This window comes from Lachnoclostridium sp. An196 (assembly GCF_002160135.1).
GTDB lineage: Bacteria > Bacillota > Clostridia > Lachnospirales > Lachnospiraceae > Hominiventricola > Hominiventricola avistercoris.
This window is the reverse complement of record NZ_NFJZ01000001.1, coordinates 11,959-36,551: the sequence shown is the minus strand read 5'-3', so window position 1 is coordinate 36,551 and position 24,593 is coordinate 11,959. Positions and strand designations below refer to the sequence as shown.

At 51.5% G+C, this 24,593-nt stretch carries 20 protein-coding genes; 4 read left to right on the top strand and 16 right to left on the bottom strand.

All coding sequences use genetic code 11. The annotated features are described in order from the left end of the window. Window positions 1–8: 8 nt before the first annotated feature. From B5F29_RS00140 to B5F29_RS00110, 7 genes are all read right to left on the bottom strand, one after another. Window positions 9–266 carry an HPr family phosphocarrier protein gene (locus B5F29_RS00140; RefSeq protein ID WP_087152658.1) on the bottom strand — a complete coding sequence of 86 codons (258 nt, stop codon included), beginning with the start codon at window positions 264–266 and terminating at the stop codon, window positions 9–11. Beyond that, window positions 259–1,215 (bottom strand): DNA-binding protein WhiA, encoded by a 957-nt coding sequence (gene whiA / locus B5F29_RS00135; RefSeq protein ID WP_087152657.1) that lies wholly within the window; start codon window positions 1,213–1,215, stop codon window positions 259–261. Before whiA ends, B5F29_RS00140 begins: the two co-directional genes overlap by 8 nt. Before the next feature lie 12 nt (window positions 1,216–1,227). Beyond that, window positions 1,228–2,103, bottom strand: coding sequence for an RNase adapter RapZ (gene rapZ, locus B5F29_RS00130; RefSeq protein WP_087152656.1), 876 nt, complete (start codon window positions 2,101–2,103; stop codon window positions 1,228–1,230). A 21-nt stretch (window positions 2,104–2,124) separates the two neighbouring features. Then, window positions 2,125–3,024 carry a UDP-N-acetylmuramate dehydrogenase gene (gene murB, locus B5F29_RS00125; RefSeq protein WP_087152655.1) on the bottom strand — a complete coding sequence of 300 codons (900 nt, stop codon included), beginning with the start codon at window positions 3,022–3,024 and terminating at the stop codon, window positions 2,125–2,127. A 47-nt stretch (window positions 3,025–3,071) separates the two neighbouring features. After that, a complete protein-coding gene (uvrA, locus tag B5F29_RS00120) occupies window positions 3,072–5,930 on the bottom strand; it encodes an excinuclease ABC subunit UvrA (RefSeq protein WP_087152654.1) in 2,859 nt (952 codons plus the stop codon). 12 nt (window positions 5,931–5,942) lie between these two features. Further along, a complete protein-coding gene (uvrB, locus tag B5F29_RS00115; protein WP_087152653.1) occupies window positions 5,943–7,931 on the bottom strand; it encodes an excinuclease ABC subunit UvrB in 1,989 nt (662 codons plus the stop codon). A gap of 217 nt (window positions 7,932–8,148) precedes the next feature. Beyond that, window positions 8,149–9,498 carry an MATE family efflux transporter gene (locus B5F29_RS00110; protein ID WP_087152652.1) on the bottom strand — a complete coding sequence of 450 codons (1,350 nt, stop codon included), beginning with the start codon at window positions 9,496–9,498 and terminating at the stop codon, window positions 8,149–8,151. A gap of 166 nt (window positions 9,499–9,664) precedes the next feature. Here B5F29_RS00110 and B5F29_RS00105 point away from each other — a divergent pair, with 166 nt between their 5' ends. After that, complete coding sequence (locus tag B5F29_RS00105; RefSeq protein ID WP_087152651.1) at window positions 9,665–10,123, top strand: Lrp/AsnC family transcriptional regulator; 459 nt, start codon at window positions 9,665–9,667, stop codon at window positions 10,121–10,123. A gap of 25 nt (window positions 10,124–10,148) precedes the next feature. Here B5F29_RS00105 and B5F29_RS00100 read toward each other — a convergent pair whose 3' ends face one another. Further along, on the bottom strand, window positions 10,149–10,919 hold the full coding sequence (locus B5F29_RS00100; protein ID WP_162608318.1) for a uroporphyrinogen decarboxylase family protein: 771 nt from the start codon (window positions 10,917–10,919) through the stop codon (window positions 10,149–10,151). Between the two features lie 74 nt (window positions 10,920–10,993). Between B5F29_RS00100 and B5F29_RS00095 the strand changes: the two genes are divergently transcribed. The 3 genes from B5F29_RS00095 (at window position 10,994) to B5F29_RS00085 (ending at window position 14,881) form a co-directional block, all read left to right on the top strand. Then, window positions 10,994–11,782: a uroporphyrinogen decarboxylase family protein gene (locus B5F29_RS00095; protein ID WP_242955533.1), complete on the top strand. Its 789-nt coding sequence runs from the start codon at window positions 10,994–10,996 to the stop codon at window positions 11,780–11,782. A gap of 17 nt (window positions 11,783–11,799) precedes the next feature. Continuing rightward, window positions 11,800–13,368, top strand: a complete 1,569-nt coding sequence (locus B5F29_RS00090) for a PucR family transcriptional regulator (RefSeq protein ID WP_087152648.1) — start codon at window positions 11,800–11,802, stop codon at window positions 13,366–13,368. Between the two features lie 157 nt (window positions 13,369–13,525). After that, the gene (locus B5F29_RS00085) at window positions 13,526–14,881 is read left to right on the top strand and encodes an NCS2 family permease (protein ID WP_087152647.1); all 1,356 of its coding nucleotides are present in this window, start codon (window positions 13,526–13,528) and stop codon (window positions 14,879–14,881) included. Window positions 14,882–14,930: 49 nt separating this feature from the next. On the opposite strand, the gene B5F29_RS00080 is transcribed toward B5F29_RS00085, so the two are convergent. The 8 genes from B5F29_RS00080 to B5F29_RS00045 are packed head-to-tail and all read right to left on the bottom strand — an operon-like array spanning window position 14,931 to window position 24,585. Continuing rightward, window positions 14,931–15,485, bottom strand: coding sequence for a hypothetical protein (locus B5F29_RS00080; RefSeq protein ID WP_087152646.1), 555 nt, complete (start codon window positions 15,483–15,485; stop codon window positions 14,931–14,933). A gap of 15 nt (window positions 15,486–15,500) precedes the next feature. Beyond that, window positions 15,501–16,649 (bottom strand): tetratricopeptide repeat protein, encoded by a 1,149-nt coding sequence (locus tag B5F29_RS00075; protein ID WP_087152645.1) that lies wholly within the window; start codon window positions 16,647–16,649, stop codon window positions 15,501–15,503. 28 nt (window positions 16,650–16,677) lie between these two features. Then, window positions 16,678–18,144 carry a tetratricopeptide repeat protein gene (locus tag B5F29_RS00070; RefSeq protein ID WP_087152644.1) on the bottom strand — a complete coding sequence of 489 codons (1,467 nt, stop codon included), beginning with the start codon at window positions 18,142–18,144 and terminating at the stop codon, window positions 16,678–16,680. After that, window positions 18,145–18,732, bottom strand: a complete 588-nt coding sequence (locus B5F29_RS00065) for a tetratricopeptide repeat protein (RefSeq protein ID WP_087152643.1) — start codon at window positions 18,730–18,732, stop codon at window positions 18,145–18,147. It abuts the gene before it with no gap. A gap of 30 nt (window positions 18,733–18,762) precedes the next feature. Beyond that, window positions 18,763–20,418, bottom strand: a complete 1,656-nt coding sequence (locus tag B5F29_RS00060) for a leucine-rich repeat protein (protein ID WP_087152642.1) — start codon at window positions 20,416–20,418, stop codon at window positions 18,763–18,765. A 38-nt stretch (window positions 20,419–20,456) separates the two neighbouring features. Beyond that, window positions 20,457–21,161 carry a hypothetical protein gene (locus B5F29_RS00055; RefSeq protein WP_087152641.1) on the bottom strand — a complete coding sequence of 235 codons (705 nt, stop codon included), beginning with the start codon at window positions 21,159–21,161 and terminating at the stop codon, window positions 20,457–20,459. Window positions 21,162–21,180: 19 nt separating this feature from the next. Next, entirely contained in the window at window positions 21,181–22,551 is a 1,371-nt protein-coding gene (locus B5F29_RS00050; protein WP_087152640.1) for a hypothetical protein, read from the bottom strand. Between the two features lie 12 nt (window positions 22,552–22,563). Then, window positions 22,564–24,585: an AAA family ATPase gene (locus B5F29_RS00045; protein WP_087152639.1), complete on the bottom strand. Its 2,022-nt coding sequence runs from the start codon at window positions 24,583–24,585 to the stop codon at window positions 22,564–22,566. Window positions 24,586–24,593 lie beyond the last annotated feature (8 nt).

The following is a 24,593-nucleotide window of genomic DNA, read 5'->3' as shown; positions in this document are numbered from 1 at the left end:
ACTCTTAATTAATTGTCACTGCTCAAATATCTTTCAATATTTTCAATGGCCGCCTGCTCGTCGCTTCCCTCTGCAGATACAACAATGGATTCACCCGTGGACAGCCCCAGCGACATCATACCCATAATACTCTTGGCATTGACCTTCCTGGATCCGTCTTCTACATAGATTTTGCTTTCATACTGGCTTGCCACCTGAACCAGCAAAGCCACCGGCCGGGCTTCCAGTCCAGACGCGATCTGAATAGTGATTGGTTTCTTAATCATATGACTCCTCCTTACCCTCTCGCAACTGCTCTGCCATAAGACTCAACTTACGCAGGCGATGGTTTACTCCGGATTTTCCCACCGGCGGGGAAAGCATCTCTCCCAGCTCTTTTAGACTGGCTTCCGGATGCCCGATCCTGGCCCTGGCGATTTCCTCCAGGTTTTCAGGAAGTTTATGCAGTCCCAGAACAGATTCTATATATCGGATGTCCTCTACCTGCCGGACCGCTGCGGATACAGTTTTATTCAGGTTTGCCGTCTCACAGTTCACCTTCCGGTTTACTGAATTGCGCATTTCCTTCACAATCCGCACATTTTCCAACTGCATGAGTGATACATGAGCGCCCATGAGACCAAGAAGTTCCACTATCTGTGAACCCTCTTTCACATAGACTACATAGTGTTTCTTTCGGAGCACAATCTTTGCATCGATCTCATACTGATGCAGGATCTCCCTCAGCTGCTCCGCTTTCTCCGGAAAAGCACAGACAATTTCGAAATGATAGGACTTCTCCGGATCACTGACCGACCCCGCCGCCAGGAACGCTCCCCGTATAAAAGCACGCCTGCAGCAGTTCTGTTTCAGGATTCGATTATGTACCAGCGACATGCATTCATGAATGTCTCCGTCCCCGTCCAACAGGCACACTTCCCGAAGCAGTCTGGCTGCTTCATTATTTTTACGCACCACCACCGAGTAGCTGTGCGCCTCCCTGTTCTTCCGGACTGACACTTCAGATCTAATATTAAATGTTTTTTTCAATAAAGTAAAGTACTTTCTGGCAACGGGAAGATTTTCCGTCTGTATTTTAACACAATATTGATTACTTTCCGTGATCAGAACCTTTCCGCAAAGACTCAGAATCGCGGCAGTCTCCGCCACCCGGCAGTGGCGGCCGGATGAGCTTTGTCTGGATAACTCTTCTTTGATTTCTCCGGAAAATGACATATTCCCCTCCGTCTATTTACCAACGGCCGCATCTTTGCCGATATCCCGGTGTTCCAGTTTCACGCCGTAATCGCTCTGTTTTTTCAGCCTTTCATACAGCTTATTGGCCAGCGTCACGGAACGGTGCTTGCCGCCTGTACATCCCACGGCAATCACCAGCTGGTTTTTTCCTTCCAATACATAATTGGGAATAAGAAAACGAATCATATCTTCCAGCTTGTCCAGGAAAACATGCGCCATATCATAGCCCATGACAAAATCCTGGATCTTCTGGTCATTACCGGTCAGTTTCCTCAGATCTTCGTAATAATAAGGATTCGGAAGAAAACGCACGTCAAAGACCAGATCCGCGTCGCTGGGAATCCCGTACTTAAATCCGAAAGACAGGACCGTAATCATCAGATTTTTAAACGCGCGGTTCTGAACAAAAATTTTATCCAGTTCCTGCTTCAGTTCCCTCGTCAATAATTTGCTGGTATCGATAATATAGTCAGCGTGTTTTTTTAAAAACACCAGACGTTCACGCTCCCGGACAATTCCGTCTTCGATTCTCCCTGACGCCGCCAGCGGATGCATCCTTCTGGTCTCCTTATAACGCTTTACAAGGACCTCGTCGGAAGCGTCCAGAAAAAGGATCTCATAGTTCAGCCCGTGCAGGGTCATCCTCTCCAGGATTTCCTCCAGCTCGCTTAAAGATTTTCCGCTGCGGACATCCACTCCGATAGCCACTTTCGTGATCTCGCTGTTGCCTGAAGCGGTCAGCTCTGCGAATTTTTCTATGAACGGCACCGGAAGGTTATCGACGCAAAAATATCCTGCGTCTTCCAGCATCTTCAGCGCCGTTGTTCTTCCTGCTCCGGACATACCGGTCACGATCACCAGTCTCATACTTTTCTCCTCGTCTTTGTCCTAAAAGTTTCCTAAAAATTTTACCTCCGGCTCCAGAAGAATGCCTGAATAAGCCAGAACACGCTCCCGGACTTCTCCGATCAGTTCGGCGATCTGCGAAGCCGTAGCATTTCCGCGGTTAATGATAAATCCGCAATGTTTCTCCGACACCTGCGCGTCACCGATCCGGAAGCCCCTAAGACCCGCATCCTCGATCAGTTTTCCCGCGAAATGGCCTTCCGGTCTCTTAAACGTGCTCCCGGCGCTCCCGTATTCCAGCGGCTGCTTCTCCATTCGCTTCACCCGCAGGTCCTCCATCTGAGCACGGATCTGCTCCGGATCCCCCTGCTCCAACTGCAGAGTCACTTCCAGCACAATGCCCCCTTCTTCCGCAATCCGGCTTCTGCGATATCCGAATCGCAGTTCTTCTCTTACATATTCTTTTCTGCCGCCATCCGGAGCCAACACCCGGACGCTTTTCACCACGTCCCTCATCTCTCCGCCGTAAGCGCCCGCATTCATGACCACTGCCCCACCCACAGTTCCCGGAATCCCGGAAGCGAACTCCAGTCCCGTCAGGCCTTCTCTCATGGCGATATGAGAAGCGCGTATCAAAAGCGCTCCCGCCTGCAGCGTAATCTCTGTGCCGCGCACTTCCACCCCGGACATATTCCTGAACAGATGCAGAATAACTCCGTCATATCCTTCGTCGCTTACCAGCAGATTACTGCCGTTTCCCACCACATAGCAGGGAACCCCTTCTTCCCGGCAGACTTTCATCACATTCCACAAGTCCTCTGCTGACTGCGGCTCCACAAACCATCGGGCAATGCCCCCTACGCGAAAAGTCGTATGATTTTTCATGGGTTCATCCGCATACACATGCTCCGTACCGGCCAGTCTCTGCAACTTTTCCAGCATTATCCATTCCTCACTGTCTATGCCCGTCTTCCGGGCGCTGTTTTCCCTTATGATACAACAGTTCCGCCTTTTTGCAAATACTTTTTCACATAATAACCCGTATAGGACGACGGATTTTCCGCCACTTCCTCCGGAGTCCCCTGCGCAACCACCGTACCGCCGCCGTCTCCGCCTTCCGGTCCCATGTCGATGATATAATCGGCAGTCTTGATTACGTCCAGATTGTGTTCAATGACAATCACGGTGTTGCCGCCCTGAGCCAGTCTCTGAAGAATCTCTGTCAGCTTGTGTACATCGGCAAAATGAAGTCCCGTGGTAGGCTCATCCAGAATATATGCCGTCTTGCCGGTACTGCGGCGGCTCAGTTCCGTAGCCAGCTTGATCCTCTGCGCTTCTCCTCCGGACAGCGTCGTAGACGGCTGCCCCAGTTTAATATAAGAAAGCCCCACGTCGTACAGCGTCTCGATTTTTCTGCGTACAAACGGCACATTCTCAAAGAATGTCAGCGCTTCCTCCACCGTCATATCCAGCACGTCGTAAATACTCTTGCCTTTATATTTTACTTCCAGAGTTTCCCGATTATACCGTTTTCCCTGGCAAACTTCGCAGGGCACATATACATCCGGCAGAAAATGCATCTCAATTTTCAGGATGCCGTCTCCTGCGCAGGCCTCGCACCGGCCGCCTTTTACATTAAAGCTGAACCTGCCTTTTTTGTATCCCCGCGCTTTCGCGTCTGCAGTGGACGCAAATAAGTCGCGGATCATGTCGAACACCCCTGTATATGTTGCCGGGTTGGAACGAGGAGTCCGGCCAATCGGAGACTGATCGATACAGATCACTTTATCCAGGCATTCCATTCCCTCAATGCCTTTATGTTTTCCGGGAATTGTCCTCGCATGATTCAGGTTTTTCGCCAGGCTCTTATACAAAATCTCATTTACCAGCGAGCTTTTGCCTGAACCGGACACTCCTGTCACGCAGGTAAATACTCCCAACGGAAATTTTACGTCAATATTTTTAAGATTATTTTCCGCAGCTCCGTGAACCGTCAGCCAGCCGACGGGCGTCCTCCTTATTTCCGGCACGGGAATGCAGAGGCGGCCGCTCAAATACGCTCCTGTAACCGACGCCGGGTTCTCCATCAGTTCCCGTGCGGTTCCTGTTGCCACTACTTCTCCTCCATGCTCGCCTGCCCCCGGTCCGATATCCACAATATAGTCTGCCGCAAGCATCGTATCTTCATCGTGCTCCACAACAATCACGCTGTTTCCAAGATCGCGCAAGTGGCAAAGCGTATTCAGAAGCTTATCATTGTCTCTTTGATGCAGGCCGATGCTGGGCTCGTCCAGAATATAGGCCACGCCCACCAGGCCGGATCCGATCTGCGTAGCCAGCCGAATACGCTGAGCTTCTCCGCCCGACAATGTCCCCGTAGCGCGGGTCAGCGACAGGTAGTCCAGCCCTACATCCATCAAAAAGCGGATCCTCGCACGGATTTCTTTCAAAATCTGTCCTCCGATCAGCTCCTGCTGCCTGGTCAGCGTCATCTGTTCCAGAAATCTCTGCAGATCCTGCACCGATTGATTTGTTACTTCATAAATATTTTTTCCGCACACCGTCACCGCCAGCGAACTGGGTTTCAGACGCTGACCGCGGCAGGCGCGGCACGGAGTAATCCTCATAAAGCTCTCATACTCCTGTTTCATGGTATCAGATCCCGTTTCCCGGTATCTCCGTTCCGAATTCTTGATCAGGCCTTCGAACGCCACGTCATAAAAGCCTTCTCCCCGCTGTCCCTTATAATGTACTTTTACCTGCCTGCCGTCCGTGCCGTAGATCAGCATGTGCCGGACTTTTTCCGGAAGTTCCTGGTACGGAGTGTTCAGATCAAATCCGTACGTTTCCGACAATGCCTTCAGAATCGCAAAAGTATAACTGGACGGATCCGTACAGGACTGCCATCCCAGCACCTGGATCGCGCCCTCCGCAATGCTCAGCGATTTGTCGGGGATCATCAGGTCCTCGTCAAACTCCATCTTGTATCCCAGTCCTGAGCACTCCGGGCATGCTCCAAACGGATTGTTGAAAGAGAAGCTGCGGGGTTCCACTTCTTCCACACTGATTCCGCAATCAGGACACGCATAGCTGGAACTGAATGTCTGTATCTCTCCGCTGTCTGCTTCTTCCACGACCAGCAAGCCTTCCGACAGGCTGAGCACCGTCTCGATAGAATCCGTCAGGCGCTTTTCAATCCCCGGTTTGACCACCAGGCGGTCCACCACCACTTCTATCAGGTGCTTATTATTTTTTTCCAGTCTGATCTCTTCCGACAAATCATACAGATTTCCGTCGATCTTTACACGGACAAAGCCGCTGCGCCGCATCTTTTCCAGAAGTTTTACATGCTCGCCCTTCCGGCCTTTTACCACCGGCGCAAGCAGCTGTATCCTCGTTCTCTCCGGCATCGACATGATCTGATCCACCATCTGGTCCACGCTCTGCTTCTTAATCTCACGTCCGCATTTCGGGCAGTGAGGCGTTCCTATCCGGGCATACAGCAGACGAAAATAGTCGTAGATCTCCGTCACGGTTCCCACCGTAGACCTGGGATTGCGGTTCGTGGATTTCTGATCTATGGAAATGGCCGGAGACAAACCGTCAATGCTTTCTACATCCGGTTTCTCCATCTGTCCCAGAAACTGACGCGCGTAAGAAGACAGAGATTCCATGTAGCGTCTCTGTCCCTCCGCGTATATCGTATCAAAGGCCAGGGAAGATTTCCCTGATCCGCTCAGTCCGGTCAGTACGACCAGCTCATTTCTTGGGATATTCACATCGATATGTTTCAGATTATGTTCATTGGCTCCGCGTATCCGGATATATTCTTTTTTCTGTTCTGCCATTTATCTTCTCCTTTATTCCTTCGCTTTCTGCAGCTGCTGCTTCAGCTCAATCATCTGGTCGCGCAGCATGGCGGCCGCTTCGAAATTCAGATCCGCCGCGGCTTTCTTCATCTTCTTCTGAATATCTCCGATCAGTTTCTCCAGTTCTGCCGCGCTCATGGATTCCGGATCTTTCTCGAAACGTACTTCTTCCTGCGCCACCTCTTTGGAGATCCGGATCAGATCCCTAACCGCTTTATGAATGGTCTTTGGTGTAATGCCGTGCTCTTTATTATATGCTTCCTGAATCTCCCGGCGCCGGTTCGTCTCATCGATCGCCATCCGCATAGAGTCTGTGACCGTGTCCGCATACATGATCACGTGCCCCTCGCTGTTCCGTGCCGCGCGTCCGATGGTCTGGATCAGAGAAGTCTCCGAACGCAGGAATCCTTCCTTATCCGCATCCAGAATGGCAACCAAAGTAATCTCCGGAATGTCCAGTCCTTCCCGAAGAAGGTTAATGCCTACCAGCACGTCAAACACATCCAGACGCATATCACGAATGATCTCCGTCCGTTCCAGCGTATCCACATCCGAATGCAGATACCGTACCCGGATCCCCAGCTCCCGCATATAATCCGTCAGGTCTTCCGCCATCCTTTTTGTCAGCGTCGTGATCAGCACTTTATGATGCTCCGCGACTTCTTTGTTGATCTCTCCGATCAGATCATCGATCTGTCCTTCTACAGGCCGCACCGACACCTGAGGATCCAGAAGACCGGTGGGCCGGATGATCTGTTCTGCCCGCAGAAGCTCATGTTCTTCCTCATACTCTCCCGGTGTCGCCGACACAAATAAAATCTGATCTATCTTGTTTTCAAACTCTTCAAAACTGAGCGGACGGTTGTCCAGCGCTGACGGAAGCCGGAATCCATAATCCACCAGAGTGTGTTTCCGGCTTTGATCGCCAAAATACATACCCCTGATCTGAGGAATCGTCTTATGCGACTCGTCAATAATAATCAGGAAATCATCCGGGAAATAGTCCATCAGCGTATTGGGCGGCATTCCCGGCGCCGCACCTGACAGATGACGGGAATAATTCTCGATCCCGGAACAGAACCCTGTTTCTTTCAGCATCTCTATATCGAAATTTGTGCGCTCTGCTATCCGCTGTGCCTCCAGAAGTTTGTCTTCGCCTTTAAAATACTGTACCCGTTCTTCCAGTTCTTTTTCTATAGAATCCGCAGCCTGCCTGATCCGCTCAGCCGGAACTACATAATGAGAAGCCGGAAAGATCGCCACATGTTCCAATTCCCCTTTGATCTCTCCGGTCAACACGTCGATCCTCGTGATCCTGTCGATCTCATCCCCGAAAAATTCCACACGCACGGCTGTTTCCGCCTCATTGGCCGGAAGAATCTCCACCACATCCCCGCGCACCCGGAATGTTCCCCTCTTAAAGTCCATCTCATTCCGGTCATATTGTATATCAATTAACTGTCTCAGCACCTCGTCACGGTCTTTCTGCATCCCCGGACGCAGTGACACCATCATCTTCTCAAAGTTTTCCGGTTCACCCAGGCCGTAGATGCAGGACACGCTGGATACAATGATCACGTCTCGCCGCTCGATCAATGCCGCCGTTGCCGACAGACGCAGTTTATCGATCTCGTCATTGACGGAAGAATCCTTGGCGATGTAGGTGTCGCTGGAAGGAACGTAGGCTTCGGGCTGATAATAGTCGTAGTAGGAGACGAAATACTCTACGGCGTTGTTCGGGAAAAATTCTTTGAACTCACCGTAGAGCTGCGCCGCCAAAGTCTTGTTATGGGCAATAATCAGCGTGGGGTTATTAAGTTGCTGGATGACATTAGCCATCGTGAAGGTTTTACCGGAACCGGTGACGCCCAGAAGGGTCTCCGCCTGGTTGCCTTCTTTGAACCCTTTCACCAAATCGGCGATAGCCTGTGGCTGGTCGCCGGTAGGTTTGTATTCCGACACTAATTCAAAATGATCCATAGCAAATCTCTCCTTTGTGATTTTTGATACATCTATCATCAACCATATATTTACTATCTATTTGTTTCCTATTCTTTTTTGTTTATATATTTATTTAACTGTCGGATGACAATACAGTTAATCAGGCAAATTATAACACGGAAAAATAAAAAAGTATAGCCACGTTTCAGAACATCTGTTCTTTCCGCGACTATACTTTTTCTCATAAATTATATTTTTATACAGTCTGTATTGCGTCAAAAATCCTTTTTCTTTTTACTGCCAGATACCCTATTCCCAGCGCGTCTGCCAGAAACCATCCAACAGGTACGGACCACCAGATTCCCACGACTCCCAGTGCGGGGATCGCAGAGAGCGAATAAGCCAGTGCCACACGGGTTCCCAAAGACACTAAAGTAAGCACAACAGACATGCCCGGTCTCCCCAGCGCCCGGTATAATCCATAGAGAAGGAACAATATTCCAATCATAAAATAAAATATTCCCTCTATCCTCAGATATCTCACACCTTCCGAAATTACTGCCGTCTCCCCGGCGTCAATGAACATGCTCATCAGCGGCACGGCAAAAACGAAAACACAAAGCGAAATAAGCAAACCAAACGATACCGAAATCAACACCGCTGCACGCATTCCTCTGTGAATACGCTTCTTTTCTCCCGCTCCATAATTCTGAGCTATAAAAATAGAAAAAGCGTTTCCAAAATCCTGTACCGGAAGATATGCAAACGCATCAATTTTCACTGCAGCCGCAAATGCCGCCATGATCGTCGTTCCGAAACTGTTGACCAGCCCCTGAACTGCCAGAATGCCAAAATTCATGATGGACTGCTGCATGCAGGTCAACGCAGAAAAGTTAGTGATTTCCAGAATCCGTTCTCTGCGCAGACAGATCTTTCCGTCACGGTGAAAAAGTTCGGGAAATTTCATATACGTATAAACAGCGATCCCGATTCCGGATACATACTGGGATATTACTGTTGCCTCCGCGGCCCCGGCCACACCGCGATTTATTCCCGCCACAAACCATAGATCCAAACCTATATTCAAGAGTGCAGACACCGCCAAAAATGCCAGAGGCACCACAGAATTGCCCAAAGAACGCAGCAGCGATGCAAAGAAATTATAAAGAAAAATTCCCACAAGACCGGCAAAAATCACTATCAGATAGTCTTTCATTATCTCTTTTAATTCCTCGGGCGTGCGCAGGAACCAGATAATTCCGTCAAGTCCGGCAAATACCAGCACATTAAGCAGCGCCGTAACTGCGCCCAAAAGAACAAACGCGGCCAGAATCCCCTCTTTCAGCCGTACCATGTCTTTCTGTCCGTAACGGATTGAAAAAACCGTGCCGCTTCCCATAGCCAGTCCCAGAATCACAGACGTCAAAAAAGTCATTAAAGAAAATGCAGATCCCACAGCTGCCAGCGCATTTTCTCCCAGATATCTTCCCACAATCAGCGTATCCGCGATATTATAGCACTGCTGCAGAAGATCTCCCAGAATCATCGGTACTGCAAAACGAAGCATGGTACTTATTACCGGCCCACGTGTCAGCTCATTTTCCATCTCTCATCACTTTTCTTTCTTTATGTAAGTTTTAAATTAACATTCGTAATTTATTATAGAATCAGACATATAGAATGTCAATGCAAACCGCCTGTTTTCTTGACGTACATTAAAGAAACATTATATAATCAATATTAAAAACACAGAAACATAAGGGGACTTTTTTATGTTTTTAGAAGGACTTGACGAATTAGACCAGGAAATTATCCGTCTTTTGACAGAAAACGCTCGTATGTCTTACTCAGAGATCGGGCAGAAAATCGGCATCTCCCGCGTAGCTGTAAAAATGAGGGTGCAGTCGCTGGAAAAAAGGGGAATCATTGAAGAATATACTGTAATTATTAATCCTCAGAAGATCAGCGGAGCTGTCTCCTGCTATTTTGAGATTGAAACAAAACCCGAAGCCCTAATGGACGTAGCAGAAACGCTCCGGCAAAATGATACTGTCACACAAATTTACCGGGTCACCGGAAAAAGCAAACTGCATGTGCATGCCATTGCCGCATCTAATGAAGAAATGGAACATCTGATCTGCGGAACTCTGGATCATCTTCCCGGCATTCTATCATGTACCAGCAACGTAATCTTATCCAGGATCAAAGATATCAAGGGACTGCGTCTGTAAACGCAGTCCCCTGTTTTTCATCCGGTTACAGATCCTGCGGGTTGGCCGGCTGACCTTCCCTTCCGGCATACAGTTTCCGGCTGTAAGTATAGATTTCATCAATCACGGAAGTATATACCATCGGAGTCAGCGCTTTGAAAGCCAGCGCAAGCCCTCCGTTTGTTCCCAGGCGGTCAATAACGCTCCGGACATAATTCCGTACCTGTTCTTCCGTCACATCCGGATCCTGAAGCACATACGGATCCAAAGTTACCTGCAGATTCAATTTCCCTTCTGTAGCTCTCTGTACCGCTTTATGATCATTCATGTTCTGTGTTTCCCACATTCGGAATCCGATATCTACCATATAAGGAGCCAAAGCCTGGCATTTCCCGCAGGAATGGCATACATAGTATACGCCATAAGACTTGACCACTTCTCCGATCCGTTTCATGGGCGGAAGGATCAGTTCCTCATACACTGAAGGCGACATAAATGTACTCATCTGAGTCCCCCAGTCGTCGCTGTTGATTATCATGTCGATATGTACCCACTCTTTCATCAGCTTATGGATCATAGCGATCTTATAATCTGCCATGGCGTTAAAAAAGTCCGCCGCGTCCTCCGGCTCCTCAATCATCCATGCAAGTCCCTCTTCTGTAGGACACAGAGACATCAGCCGTTCAAACAGGCCATCCTGCATCACATAACCGGTTATCTTGTCCGGAGACAGTTTCTTCTCGGCTTCCTCTCTTCCCGCGGAAAAATCAATTTTGTCAAGATCCGGAAAGATAAATTCGTTTCTCCAGTTGGACATATCCTTCATAATGAATGTATTCGGGATGGGGAACCTCGTTCCTTTTCCTTCCTACCGCGCCGGGACCGCATCCGGTGGTCAATGATCAGAATGCGGTAATCAAAGACATTGAACACTGGGAAGAGCAGCTTAAAGTTCCCACTCTTGAAGGACTGGACTGGAGTGCCGCCGTCAAACAGGCGGAAGAGGTAAACCGGGACGAATACTTTTGTGCCATCTACTGCTCCGGCGGGTTATTTGAACGGACTCATCATTTGATGGGAATGCAGAACGCGCTGATTAACTATATGGAATACCCTGAAGAAATGGCCGGCGTGCTCAGGAAAATCGCCGACTATAAAATCGAATATCTGAAACTGGCGGCCAAATATCTGAAGCCGGATATTGTATTTTATCACGATGACTGGGGAACCAAACAGAATGTGTTTCTTCCGCCCCGGGTCTGGAGAGAACTGATCAAACCGCTTCACGCAGAGATTGTCAAAACAGCCCACGACTGCGGCATTATGTTCATGCACCATGCCGACTGCGTCTGTCAGCCTCTTGTTCTGGATATGGTAGAAATGGGTATCGATATCTGGCAGGGCGTCATCCCGCAGAATGACATCGTGGAAATCCAGAGAATCACAGAAGGAAAGCTGGCCATGATCGGAGGCATTGACGGTCCGAAGATTGATATTGAAAACATTACAGAAGAAGAAATCCGTGCCGAGGTGCGCCGGGCGTTCGATACCTATTGTCCCGGAGGGCGTTTCTATCCTTCCATCGCCAACGAATGCTGCTTCAGAAAATGGAACAATGACATTTATCTGGACGAGCTGGCCTCATATGGCCGCAAATACGCCCAGGAACACCAAATCTGATCAAAAGGATGATCTGAATGTATATCAGTATGTCTGTTTTATGGGAAGAATTAAGCAAAAATTTTTCCCTGGCTCCACTTTGTTCCGGCCATTTATACGGCAGAAATCTTTCAGGCGCTGCTCTTTTTACGAGCGGCGCCTCTGATCTGCCCGACCCCCATACCGTCTACATCACAGAAGCCCGCCGCCTTCCTGCTCACTGGAAATCCGACAGCCATGTTTCTCTGATCGTGGTCGGTTCTCCTGCTGAAAATTATTTTGACCAGGCAGATATAGAATATTTTTGTGTAAACGACAAGCGGTTTTCAGCCATATTTAATTACGTGCTGCAGATTTTCCAAAAATATTACTCTTTTGACAATTCCATTAAACGGCATCTGCTGAACGGGGATTCCCCGGAATCTCTCTGCGATCTTATCGAAGACTTTCTTCAGGTGCCGTTTATTGTATTTGATGAATCGCTGCGCCTGCAGTATATTTCTCCAAATGCTTCCGGACTTCTGGAATGGGAAAACGATATGTTTTCCGGACGCAAAGTCATGCCTACTGAATTCGTAAACCAGCTGAGTCTGGTATTTACGGAAAAAGCACGTTGTTTTGTGGGCAGCGCCGTACTTTTGCAGGACGACCGTCTTCCTTACAACCTGATCACTACCATGAACGGCAGGGATAATTATATTATTGCCGCTTTTGAAACTGCGCGGAAATTTACTCACGGAATCGTGCAGCTGATTGATTATATCCATGAATACATCCTGCTTTCTTTTCAGAATCTGGAACATGACGCGCCGGACTCCCGCAGCCTTCCGTCTATTATCCTTTCCATGCTGGAAGGCGTCAAATTCAGCACGGAAGACCTGAAAAATCTGCTCAGCAACATCGGCTGGCAGATCACTGACTGCTGCTGCTGTATCGTCATCTATCCGCTGGATGATCAGAAAACAGAGCGTTACAATTACCTTAATCCTTTCTGTCTGAAACTGGAAAATCAGTTTCATGACTGTATCGCGATTCCTTACAAAGGCCAGATCGTTGCGATCGTGAATCTGGATAAAGCGGGCTGTTCTGTCTACGACATCCCCCACAGCATCAGCTTTCTTATACGGGACGGACTTTTAAAGGCAGGCATCAGTTTTAAATACTGGAGTTTTGAAACCACTCCCATATACTATCAGCAGGCGTGCTATGCCTATGAGATGGGACAGGTATACAATCCCAATATATGGTGTTATATTTTTGAAGACTATGCTCTTTACCATTTTATCCATTACGGCTCCAGCCGCCTGCCTCCCCGGCATCTTTGCCATCCGGCTCTGGTAGAGCTTCATGGTTACGACAAAGCAAACGGCACAGATCTTTTGAAGACACTGGAAGCCTATGTCCAGAACAACTGCAATGCGGCAACTGCGGCCGGCGCGCTTTATATTCACCGCAACACTTTCTATCAGCGCATGAGCAAAATCCGGGAACTTGTAAACCTGAATCTGGACGATCCGAATGTACGCCTTTATCTTCTGATCTCCACCGAGCTCATCCGCATGTATTATTATGAATTAGAGAACGGATTTCATTTCCCGCATGAATAAAGCATAAAAAAAGAACCCGCAAAGCGGTTCTTTTTTTATACCCTGCTTATCAGAATCAATTTGCCATTCTCAGGAAAATCTCCTATAATGGAAACGTCTTTTGGAATTATATACAACAATAAACGGATTCCGCATATCCAGAAGGGAGAAACGTAATATGAATGATTTTTTCAAACTGCGTGAGAACGGTACGACAGTTCTGACCGAAGTCGCTGCCGGGCTCACCACCTTTTTCACCATGGCGTATATCATCGCCATCAATCCCGCGATCCTGAGCCAGGCCGGCATGGAATGGGGCGCGGTATTTCTTGCCACGATCATCGCCGCCATCATCGGCACGCTGGTCATGGGACTGGTGGCGAATGTGCCGTATGCGCAGGCCCCCGGTATGGGGCTAAACGCCTTTTTCGTGTACACGGTCTGTTTCGGTCTCGGCTTTACCTGGCAGCAGGCGCTGTCCATGGTATTTATCTGCGGTATTCTCAATATCCTGATCACCGTGACAAAGCTTCGGAAGTACATCATCAAATGTATTCCCAGAAGCCTGCAGCACGCCATCGGCGGAGGTATCGGCCTGTTTATCTCTTATATAGGGCTTCTGAACGTGGGATTTATCAAATTTGATTCCGGAGTCCCGGCACTGGCGACTTTCAACGATCCGCAGCTCTGGCTCTTCCTGATCGGCCTTGCTCTGACGATCGTGCTTCTGGTACGCAAGGTTCCCGGGGCAATCCTGATCGGGATCGTTATTGCCACTGTCGTCGGGATCCCCATGGGCGTCACCACGATGGCCGACACGGTCTCTTTCCGTGAAGCCTGCGCCGCGCTGCCCACCACCGTCGGCGTCATCTTTACCCCCGCAGGACTTCCTTCCCTGTTTGCGGACATGACGAAGCTTCCCATGGTGCTGATCACGATCCTGGCATTCAGCGTTTCCGACACGTTCGACACCATCGGCGCGTTCATCGGCACCGGCATTCAGAGCGGTATCTTCAGCGAAGAAGATGAAAAGACCATGGAAAACAGTTCCGGATTTAAATCCAAGATGGACAAGGCTCTTTTCGCCGACGCGGCCGCCACTTCCATCGGCGCGCTTTTCGGCACTTCCAACACCACCACCTATGTGGAGAGCGCCGCAGGAATCGCCGCAGGAGGACGCACCGGACTGACCAGCGTCGTCGTGGCTGTCTGCTTCGCGCTCAGTGCGTTCCTGGCTACTTTCGTCAGCGCAATCCCTTACGCGGCCACCGCTCCGGCTCTGGTGAGCGTGGGCGTTATGATGACCTCTGCTTTTAAGGAGATCAACTGGGAAGACTTTGAAGAAGCGGTACCCGCGTTTTTCGCCAGTCTGTTCATGACGCTGTGCTACAGCATCTCGGACGGCATCGCATTTGGTTTTATCACCTACTGTCTGGTAAAAATCTGCAAAAAAGAAGCCGGAGAGGTTCATCCAATCCTCTGGGCGGCCACATTTTTATTCATATTAAATTTTGTACTGCTGACGTTTATATAAAATCGCCTGACACAGGCAAATATTTTGAGGGGCCGCAAGCCCCTCTTTTTTATTGATAACTTTGAAAAAATCCTGCGTCTGTCTGGATATTCCCCCTGCATACGCTGGCCTGGCGGATCGTAATCTTGTTGCCGTCGTCATCGTGATAGACCGCATGATCCCGGCATCTGTACTCCAGCTGCCAGCGCTTGTAGCCATCGTACATCAGATTGGGGAGCGCATCCAGTCCCTCCTTTTCGTCACTTTCCTGGCTGTGTGTTGTGTCAGAACTGCTCCCGTCCAGCGAACGGAACCAGAAATAAGCGATCGCCAGTCCGATGACAAGCGCGATCAGGTAGACAATCTTGCCCAGGATCCAGCTCACCACGCCAAACAGCAAAAGGCCTGCCAGCCAGATCGCCCCGTGGACGCCCATGGCAATCCCCAGTCTTTTCCTGTCGGCATATTTTCCTCCCTGAATCTTATAGGTCTTCCATAATCCCATGACGGTCAGCAGGACTCCGACGGCCGTTAAGAACACTGCCCCGCCGTCGCTGGGATTGATCACATTGACATACCACTGGCGGAGGAACATCCCGATAAAAGTAAACACATACGGAATCATTCTTTCTCTCTCCTTTCAGCGGAATAATCCAAACAGTCCCTTTTTCTTCTTTTCCGGCTCCCTGGAAGCATCCGGCTGAGCCGGAGCGCCGTTTCTGAGCGCCTCCGCAAAATCCATAAACCGTCTGCAGTCTTCCACTGCCGGGGCCTGTCCCGGCATATAGTCCTCGGAAAGATCCGGATATTCCCCCGCGCGCAGCCGGTTTTCCATAATCTTCCCGTATTTTTTCTCCATTTTTCCATACAGTTCTGTTACATCCGCGAAATCCTCCGGATAGGACTTTCTCTGTTCCTCCGACAGGCTGCCGTTCAGCTCCTGTATCCGGTCCATATGCCATCTGGCGTTCGCAAACATCGGCTGGTTCTTTTTCTCAGAGCAGTCGTACAGACACATGGACATGCGGAAATATTCTGCCATGGCTTTCCATCCTGCCTGCTCCATCTGGCTGTATATTCTCGCCGCATTGATTCTCCAGTAACGCTGCTCTTTGACGTTCCCCTTGCCGGACACGAGCTGCAGCCCCAGGTTCAGGTAATTCTGAGACTCCGAATCTTTCACGTTCACTTTTTTTACTTCTCCGGCCAGGCTCAGGAAATACATCATGTCCGCGGCGCGGCCGTATCCCTGCCAGTCGGCGTCCTCCAGTTCGTCGGGATGTTCCTGCACGATCTTGTCATAGAGGGCCATGGAGCGGATATACAGAGAAACCGCCCGGTTATTGCACTCCCCGTATTCTTTCACATTCAGCGTTCCCGCCGCCTGGTTGCGGAACTGGTCTGCCAGGATCTTACAGCTTCCCGCCAGATCCACCGTTCCCTGGATATGTCCCATTCCGGATGCCTTTTCAAAGCATTCCGCCGCTTCCGGTTCATTTCCTTCCAGCCGCAGGAAAAGGCCGTACCGGTACCATCCTTCCGGGTCGTCCGGCACGCGGCGCACGTATTTTTCGATCCGTTTTAAAGCTTCCCTTCTGTCCTCCCGCACACATTCTCCCATAAAATAAAAATAACTCATATGATAGCCTGCGGCGTCCTTGTCCAGTTTATCGAACTCCAGAGCTTTATTATAAGCCTCCTGAGTCCTATCTGCGTCTAGGAGCTGTTCAATTTCCTCAGACCATTTCTTTCTCTCTTCATCAGCCATTTTCGGTTTGACAAAAAACATCCTATCTTCCTCCTTGACCGTCCTTGATTTATTTCTTCCGCTTCAGAGCGCCAAATTCTCTTTCGTAGATATCCCCGGCATCCTTATAATCTTCCTTCGCCAGCGCCTTCAGCCAGGTCTTTGCAAGCCCTCTGCTGAATCGGCTCTTCTTATCCGCCAGATAGCACAGCGCGGCCCGGTATTCCCCTTCCAGCTCATACTCGCCTTTCAGCTTCAGAAATACCAGCGCCGCCCTGCTGTAGTTTCCCTGCTCATAAAGAGCCGTAGCCTGCCGGATCAGATCCTGCCTGGAATCCCTTTTCGGGGATATCAACGATTCCATCTCTTCTTCCGACTCCGCTTTCCATGACGTTTCCTCCGGTTCTTTCTCAGGCTCTCCTTCCCATGACGCCGCTTCCGGCTCTTCCTCCGGTTCTTCCCCGGATCCTGCGTTTTCTGCACGTCCTTTCTGGTCTTCCCAGGCTTCTTCGCAGTCTTCTGACCGGTATTCCCGGATCCCGCGCTGCAGGACCTCCTCCGCCTCCCGCGTTCTTCCGAACTCATCGTACAGGACGCCCAGCCCGTAGCACACATCCCCGTCCGGGCTCTGCCGGTACGCTTTTTCATACCAGGCAAGCGCTTCCTCCGGGTTTCTCTGCCCATAACTGTTCTCGTCCACATCGTAGACCACGCCCAGGCGGTACGCCGCTCCCGGCACGCCGATCTTGTCCGCCGCCTTGAGGCAGGTCTCCGCCCTGTTGTAATCTCCCAGTTTATAAAACGCCGTGAACGCGTACAGATACGCCTGCGGATGCTCCCGGTCCGCAGCTTTCGCAAAATATACTGCGGCCTGTTTCAGGTCAAAGGAAGGGCTTCCCTCCTTCATGCACTCTTTTCCCATCTCAAAACAGGCGTCCTTGTGTCCGGTCTGCGCCGCCCGGCGCATCCAGTAGCGGCATTTCTCCGGGTCCGCCAGGCCGTCCGTCCTGGTCCGCTGCAGGTCGTACATCTCGTTGGTGTGCTGAGGATAATGGAACCACTCAACCGCATAGGCAAGCCATTTTTCTCTTCCCAGAAAGCTGCCCTTCCGTTTATAGTAATCCAAAAGCTTCAGGATTCCCCGGAAGCTGACTTCTATATTCTTTCCCTGGTCTTTCCTTATCTGTTTCTCCAGGCGGCGGATCTCCATCATCTCAGCGATCGCCTCCTCCTCGGTCTGCGCGTTCTCGTCAAATTCAATCTGCGTCTGGGACAGGCTCTTCGTCTCCAGCTCCACATCGTCCAGAGACAGTTTTCTGCCTCCCGCGCGTTCCAGCTCTTCCATCGCCGTCTCCAGGACGTCCAGTTCCTGTTCCAGTTCCTGCTCCTTTACGGCGTTTCCGAAGACATGGTTCAGTTTTCTCAGAAGCTTTTGATGTTCTTTTTCCAGCAGCGTCAAGGCCTGGCTGTCCGGCAGGGATGAGTCGATCCCATACCGTTCCAGCACTCCCTGTGCCATTTCCGTCCTTTCCGCCATCTACCGCACCTCTTTCCCCAGGGCCTCTTCCGCCACACGCTTCATCTGCGCGCCTGCCGCTCCGGTCAGATACAGGCGGTACAGGTTCTCCCGGTATTCTTCCCGTCCGAAGTCCCGGACGGCGGTCTTGTACCAGTGGATCGCCTGGATCGTTCTCCCTGCTTTCTCATACGCCAGTCCCAAAAGACCCGCGCAGAGCTTTCCATAAGCGGGTTCTCCCCTGAGGCCCTCTTCCAGATAGCGGATGGCGAGGCTGTAGTCTGGCGTGCCTGAAATCTGTCCGCTCAGGTACAGTTTGCCAAGTTCCATCTGGATAAACGGGATAGCGTCGCCTTCTTCCGCCTCCAGGCCTTTCAGCAGTTCCTGCTCTGCCTCTTTGTATGCCCTTTTTTCCTGCCAAATCAGGGCCGACGCGTACCGGGCCAGGGAGCTTTTGCTCTTCCTGTACCACCGCAGGGCCTCGTCCAGATCCTTCTCCACGCCGTCTCCTGTCTGGTAGCGGCGCGCCGTCTTTTCAATCTCCAGTTCATCCAGGGCAGGCTGCTCTTCTTCCACCGGAGCGCTGTATAACAGTTCTTCCTCTCTCATGCTTCCTCCTTCCGGCTCCCTGCCCGCAGCCTACCGAAACTCTGCCCGGGCTTTAGGGCAGTATTTCCCGATACATTCCTGGAACTGATCCTTAAGCTTTGACGGCAGGGAAAACTTCTCAATCCGGATCTTTCTGTAGCTGGGCTCAAAAGGAATCATTTTTTCTACCGAATCCGGCACGATCACCTCTCCGATCCACGTTTTGTCTCCCAGAAATTTCCAGTCCAGCACCTTTCTTCCCTCCAGGAATCTCAGCGTCATGATCCGGTGGATTCCAAAGAGGGCGTCCTCTTCCAATTCTGTGCATGCAGGGATCTCGATGCACTGGAACGTCCGTTTGTCGCGCACCCATAAATTGATAAAATTCACCCAATCACCGGAAAAAGCATCCTTGCCCAGATACTTAAGGCGCGGCGGCAGCGTGATCTCTTTGAGCGAATCCATGCACGCAAAAGCCCATGTGTCGATCTCTCTCACGGAATCCGGGAAGCGTATAGATTCAATATTTTTTGTATATTTCAGCTTTTTTGAAGCTCTGCTGTCAAACGCGCGGACGCCGATACCTGTCACGCCCTCGGGGATCACCAACACCGTCTCTCCGGTCCTGCTCATACGTTCGACAATCTCTTCCGCTTCTTCCTGCTCCAGAATTCTCTCCGGTACAGCGTCCTCCGATCCTGCTTTGTTCCCGGCTGACGCGCCCTGCTCTTTCGCCCGGATCGCCGCCTCAAAACGAGCGACGATTTCACCGCCGTTCTCCACGGTCCCGATCCACACCTTGCACCTGTCAAAATATTTTCTTGCCAGCCCGATATCCTCCGGAATGTCAGTCCGCCGTCTTCCGGTCCCCAGATATTCCTGCACCAGGAGGAACTGCGCGTATTCCACCCCAAAATCGGCGGCTTTCACCAGCCACTCTTTATATTTCGCGGCGCTCTGGGGCAGATCTGTATTTTTATCCCAGTACTGGAAAACCGTCATCATGGCCAGCTGGTCGCCTCCATCCGCCAGATGCTCCATCCCTTCCAGCGCTTCTTTATAAAGGCTGCTGCCCGGTCCCTCTCTCAGCACCTCTCTGCAGACCGCTGTCAGCTGCTTCTTCACGCCCGTGTCCTCGCAGCCGTCCGCCGAGAAACGGAGCCATTCCAGCGCTTTCTCCAGATTTTCCTGCTTCGCGAACACGCCTCCAAGAATCCCTGCAAGTTTGCAGGCGATCTGCTGATAATCCTCCGGCACTCCCAGATCCGCCGCCTGGCGCAGATACCGATCAGCTTCTTCCGGGTCTTCCGCGCAAAGCTTCAGCGCCAGGTTGATGCAGGCGGAAGCACGGAAGCCCCCGAACCTGTCTTCCGGCGCGGATACGGCTCGCCGGTAATATTCCACAGCCAGCTCTTTGCTGCCTTCTTTATCATATATTTCCGCGATCTGCACCATCGCCATGGCGTCCCTGCTCTGTTCAAACCAGTAGCATGCTTCCGCGAAGTCCTGCTCTACCCCTTTGCCGTGCAGATATGCGATCCCCAGGTTCAGGATGCCTTCTTCCTTTCCCTGTTCCGCCGCGCCCTTCATCAGCTCAATGTTTTCTGAATCATCCTCCAGTCCCAGAAGATCCATCAAAGATTCGTCCTGTTCTTGTTCCTGCCCCTGCGCCTCGTCCAGCAGAATACCGTCGTCTCTGTCGCCCATATGCTTTCTTCTCCTTTTCAGTTATTTTCACAGTCCGTTCAGGACGCTGCCCTGCCCAGGTTTCCGACCACAAACAGCACAAGCGTCGCCACAATATAAACCGCCGTGAAGGTTCCTGCCACCGCTCCGGCCCGGTTCAGGATCGTCAGTATGATGTAGACAGCCGCCACATCCGCCACCACTGTCTCTATGACCGACCGGATGGCAAAAAAACCCAGGAGGCCAAGTCCGACCTCCCCTCTCGCCAGTCCGGCGCATGCCTGTACGAACGCGATGAAGACCAGGGCTGAAACTACCAGGATCAGCACTTTCAGTACCGGAAGCAGAAGCCTTCCGCCCAGGCTCTGGTTCATCCACTGCACAATGCCGCCGAAAAGGAAGCTGGCCACGCACACCGTCACGACCAGGGACAGCGCGGACACTGCCATCCCCTGTATTCCCACTTTTCCGTCAGGGCTGAAGATATGTCCCAGCGTTGTGGAAATGCCTCCCGACAGCGCCACCGACAGAAGAAGCACGATCAGGTCGTCCACGATAGAGGAATACACCGCCGGGATCATGCTGATATCATACCCCAGTCCTTCCGCAAACGCCTCCGCAATCTGCCTGTGGAACGGGAACCTGGAGACCAGCATCCCGGCCATCCCTCCAAAAGGACCCGACGCCCCCAGAAAACTCACAAAAATATACACCAGCAGGGAGCCGAAGATCAGCCTGGCTCCCAGTCCTGTCACTCTTCCCATCTGCGTTTCCTCCTGTTATCTATTTCTTATTCTGCGAAGCCCGATACCATCCGGCCATCAGGAGACGGAACAGACTGTCCGGCATCCCCTCCGGCTTCTTCATAAACGGATCAAATGCCGGGAAATAACTCCCGCAGTATTTTGTCAGATAATCGATCGTGGACGCCATATCCGGGCTGGCCTGCTTGCCGCTTGTATCCACCTTTGCCAGGTATCCATGGTAATCTGCCCACCGTTTGTACTGTCCTTTTCCGATGTTAAACTCCATAAGCAGCGAGCCCACCGGATGGTTGGACAGAGCGGCGCATACCAGCTTTCCGTTGCAGATAACCAGGTATCCCTTTTCTATCAGCAAAAAAGTGTACGCATAATGCAGATGCTCAAAATCCTCCTCGTCCACTATCCCGTAGTGGTAATCCTGCCTTTCTTTTTCCAGCGTTTCATTCCTGTCGTCCTTCACCTGGGAGCGGGGAATCCGCTGGGGGATGAACGGGTCGTACGCGTCGATCCCGGAGCTTAAAAATCTGGCCGCGTCCGACATGGTCCTCACCGCTGTCTTTATCGCCTGATTCAAGTCCAGGTTCCCCAGTTTAAATATTTTCCTGTCCTTCAGGGGTTCTTGATACATATCCCACATACCGAACAGGACGCACTCTTTTTCCTGGTTCTCCCGGATCCATTTCCTGTCAGGACAGATCTTTACATAATCCTTGTCCGTGAGGACGTCCATCGCCTCTTTGATCTTGCAGCTTTTTCCCGGATGGAACCCGTCCAGGCGGACCGGCCAATTCTCATGATATTTATAGATCACCGGCGGGCCTCCGATGAAACTGTTGCCCATCTCAGAACTGTAAAATTCCACGCCGTCCCTGAACGTCTTGTATGTGGCCGCCGGATCAAACGGGATGTCATAGAAATACCCTTTCTGTCCCTCCGTGCGCAGCATCTGAAGGATCCGGGCATGATCCTCCTTCGCTTTTGCCAGATCCGCGTCCAGTTTTTCGTTGAAACGTTTATTCTCCGCGTAAGTACGGTCGGCCTTTTTGTCCGTCTCGTCTACTTTGCCGTAGATTCCGCCCAGCCACAGAACAAGTCCCAGGGCGCAGAGCAGAATAAACCAGAATCCAAACTTACAGATCCCCGCGAAAAAAGTCATCTCAAAGCTGTCGTCCTCTCCTGCCACAGGCAGCATCGGCTTCACGACCAGAAAAGCCACCGCCAGGATCGCCGCCACGAATATCCATTTGATGAGTTTGCTCCGGTTCGCCTTCTGTATATTCGCGTGGGCCGAGCCCAGATCCGGAAGCTTCTTTTTACTCGTTCCTGCCAGCGTTCTCCATTTCTCCTCCACTGCCAGCAGTTCCATGCACAGGTTTCTCACATCGCTCATTCTTTTTCCCTCCTATACAAGCATATCTTCTTCTGTGAATGTCACAAAATCCTCGTCCGCCAGGACCGCTCCCTCCCGCATCCGGGCCGCGATCCTGCTGTCTTTTCTCCGGCACGCTGCCTCAAATACGTTGCGAACCCCGCGTCCGTTGCCAAAATCCGGCGCGGACGCCTTTTCTTCCAGGCATCTGCGGATGGAGGGCAGAACGTCCTCGGGGATCCGGATCCCTCCTTTCTTCGCCAGCGAGCAGAAGATCTCCGTCATCTCCTCCGCCGTGTAATCGGCAAAAAAGAGGTCCCTGGTCACCCGGCTCCTGAGTCCCTGATTTTCCGCCAGGAACCGGTCGATATCTCCGGTATATCCCGCCAGAATCACTACCAGCGCGTCCCGGTGGTTCTCCATCTCCGCCACCAATGTGTCCACCGCTTCCCTGCCGAAGCTGTCCGACTCATCCTTCACCAGCGCGTACGCCTCGTCGATAAAGAGCACCCCGCCCAGCGCCGAACGCACTGTCTCTTTGACTTTCGCCGCCGTATGCCCCTGGTACTGTCCCACCAGATCCGCCCGCGTCGTCTCTATAAATACGTCTCCCCGCTTCAGAACGCCCATCTCGGCCAGGATCTTCCCCAGCAGACGCGCCACCGTGGTCTTGCCCGTCCCGGCATTGCCCTTGAACGCCATATGGAGGCTCCCCATGCCGAAGTCTCCCTGGATCCCCCGCCGTTCGGCCTCCTTGCCGACTGCGATCTTATCCAGCATTTCGGATACGCTTTTCTTCACTTCCGCAAGTCCTGTCAGCCCGTCCAGTTCCGCCAGCAGTTCTTTCAGGTCTTTGCCCTGATCCTCTTCCGGGAATATGTCCTCCGCTTTCAGTACCGTCAGGTCCGCCTGTTCAAAATGCCCCATTTTTACCAGTCGGTCCGCCAGGTTTTTCTCTGCGTCGTTGATCACCTCGCGGATAAAACGGGCATTCCCGAACGTCTCGTCGATCCGTTCCCGGTCGATCCGCTTTTTCAGCGCTTCATAACCTTTTTCTTCTATTATGTAATGATGGCTTCCCGCCACGCTGCGGGCAATCTCAAGAAGCTCTTCATCGGAATAATCCGGGATCACAATATGGTAAGTGAACCGGGAACGGAAGCCCGGGTTGGCATGGTTCAGCATCTCGGTCATGGGTCCCCGGTATCCTGCCAGGATCACCGAATATTCGCTGCGGTGGTCTTCCATATCCTTTAACAGGGTATCGATGGCCTCCTGCCCGAAATCTTTGGCGTCATCCTTTTTATACAGACTGTAGGCTTCGTCGATAAACAGCGTGCCGCCCCGGATCTCCGCAAGCGCCTTCTGTACGTTTTTGGCCGTCTGCCCCACGTACTCACTGACCAGTTTCCCGCGGTCCACTTCCATAAACGCGTCTTTCTCCCGGATCCCCAGCGCGTAGAGCACTTTCCCTATAATCCGGGCGACCGTGGTCTTTCCGGTACCCGGGTTCCCATAAAGGACAAAATTATAAGAACGGCTTTCGTTTCCGGAGATTCCCAGCTGCTCTTCCCTGAGTTTTTCCAGGCGGGCGATATTATAGAAGCTCACCAGCTCCTTTTTCACGGATTCCATTCCTACCATGCCCCGGAACGCCTCTTCGATCACCGGCGGGATCTGCGGACCGCTTCCGTTTTTCTCCGGACGCGGCGCCTCCTTTTCTTTTTCGGCGTCTTCTGCCGCAGTTTCTCCGGACAGCCACGTTTTTTCCAGTATTTCCGGCAGATCCTCGTCCCCGTCCAGGAGGCTCAGCGTCTCTCCTGCCCGGTCCGCCCACTCGCCTTCCCGGAAAAACTGGCGGATCTGTTTACAGGTTCTTTTCGCCCTGGCAGGGTATCCGTCTTTCCAGTACCACAGCGCCAGCTCGTACATCAGCCGTCCGTCGTAGGAAATCTCCATAATTTCCCGGAGCAGCTCCGTCATCCGTCCCGCCTCTGCTCCTGCTTCTTTTTCTCTCTGGTATTCCTTTACCAGTTCTTCAAAATCCTTTTCCATCCCCGGCT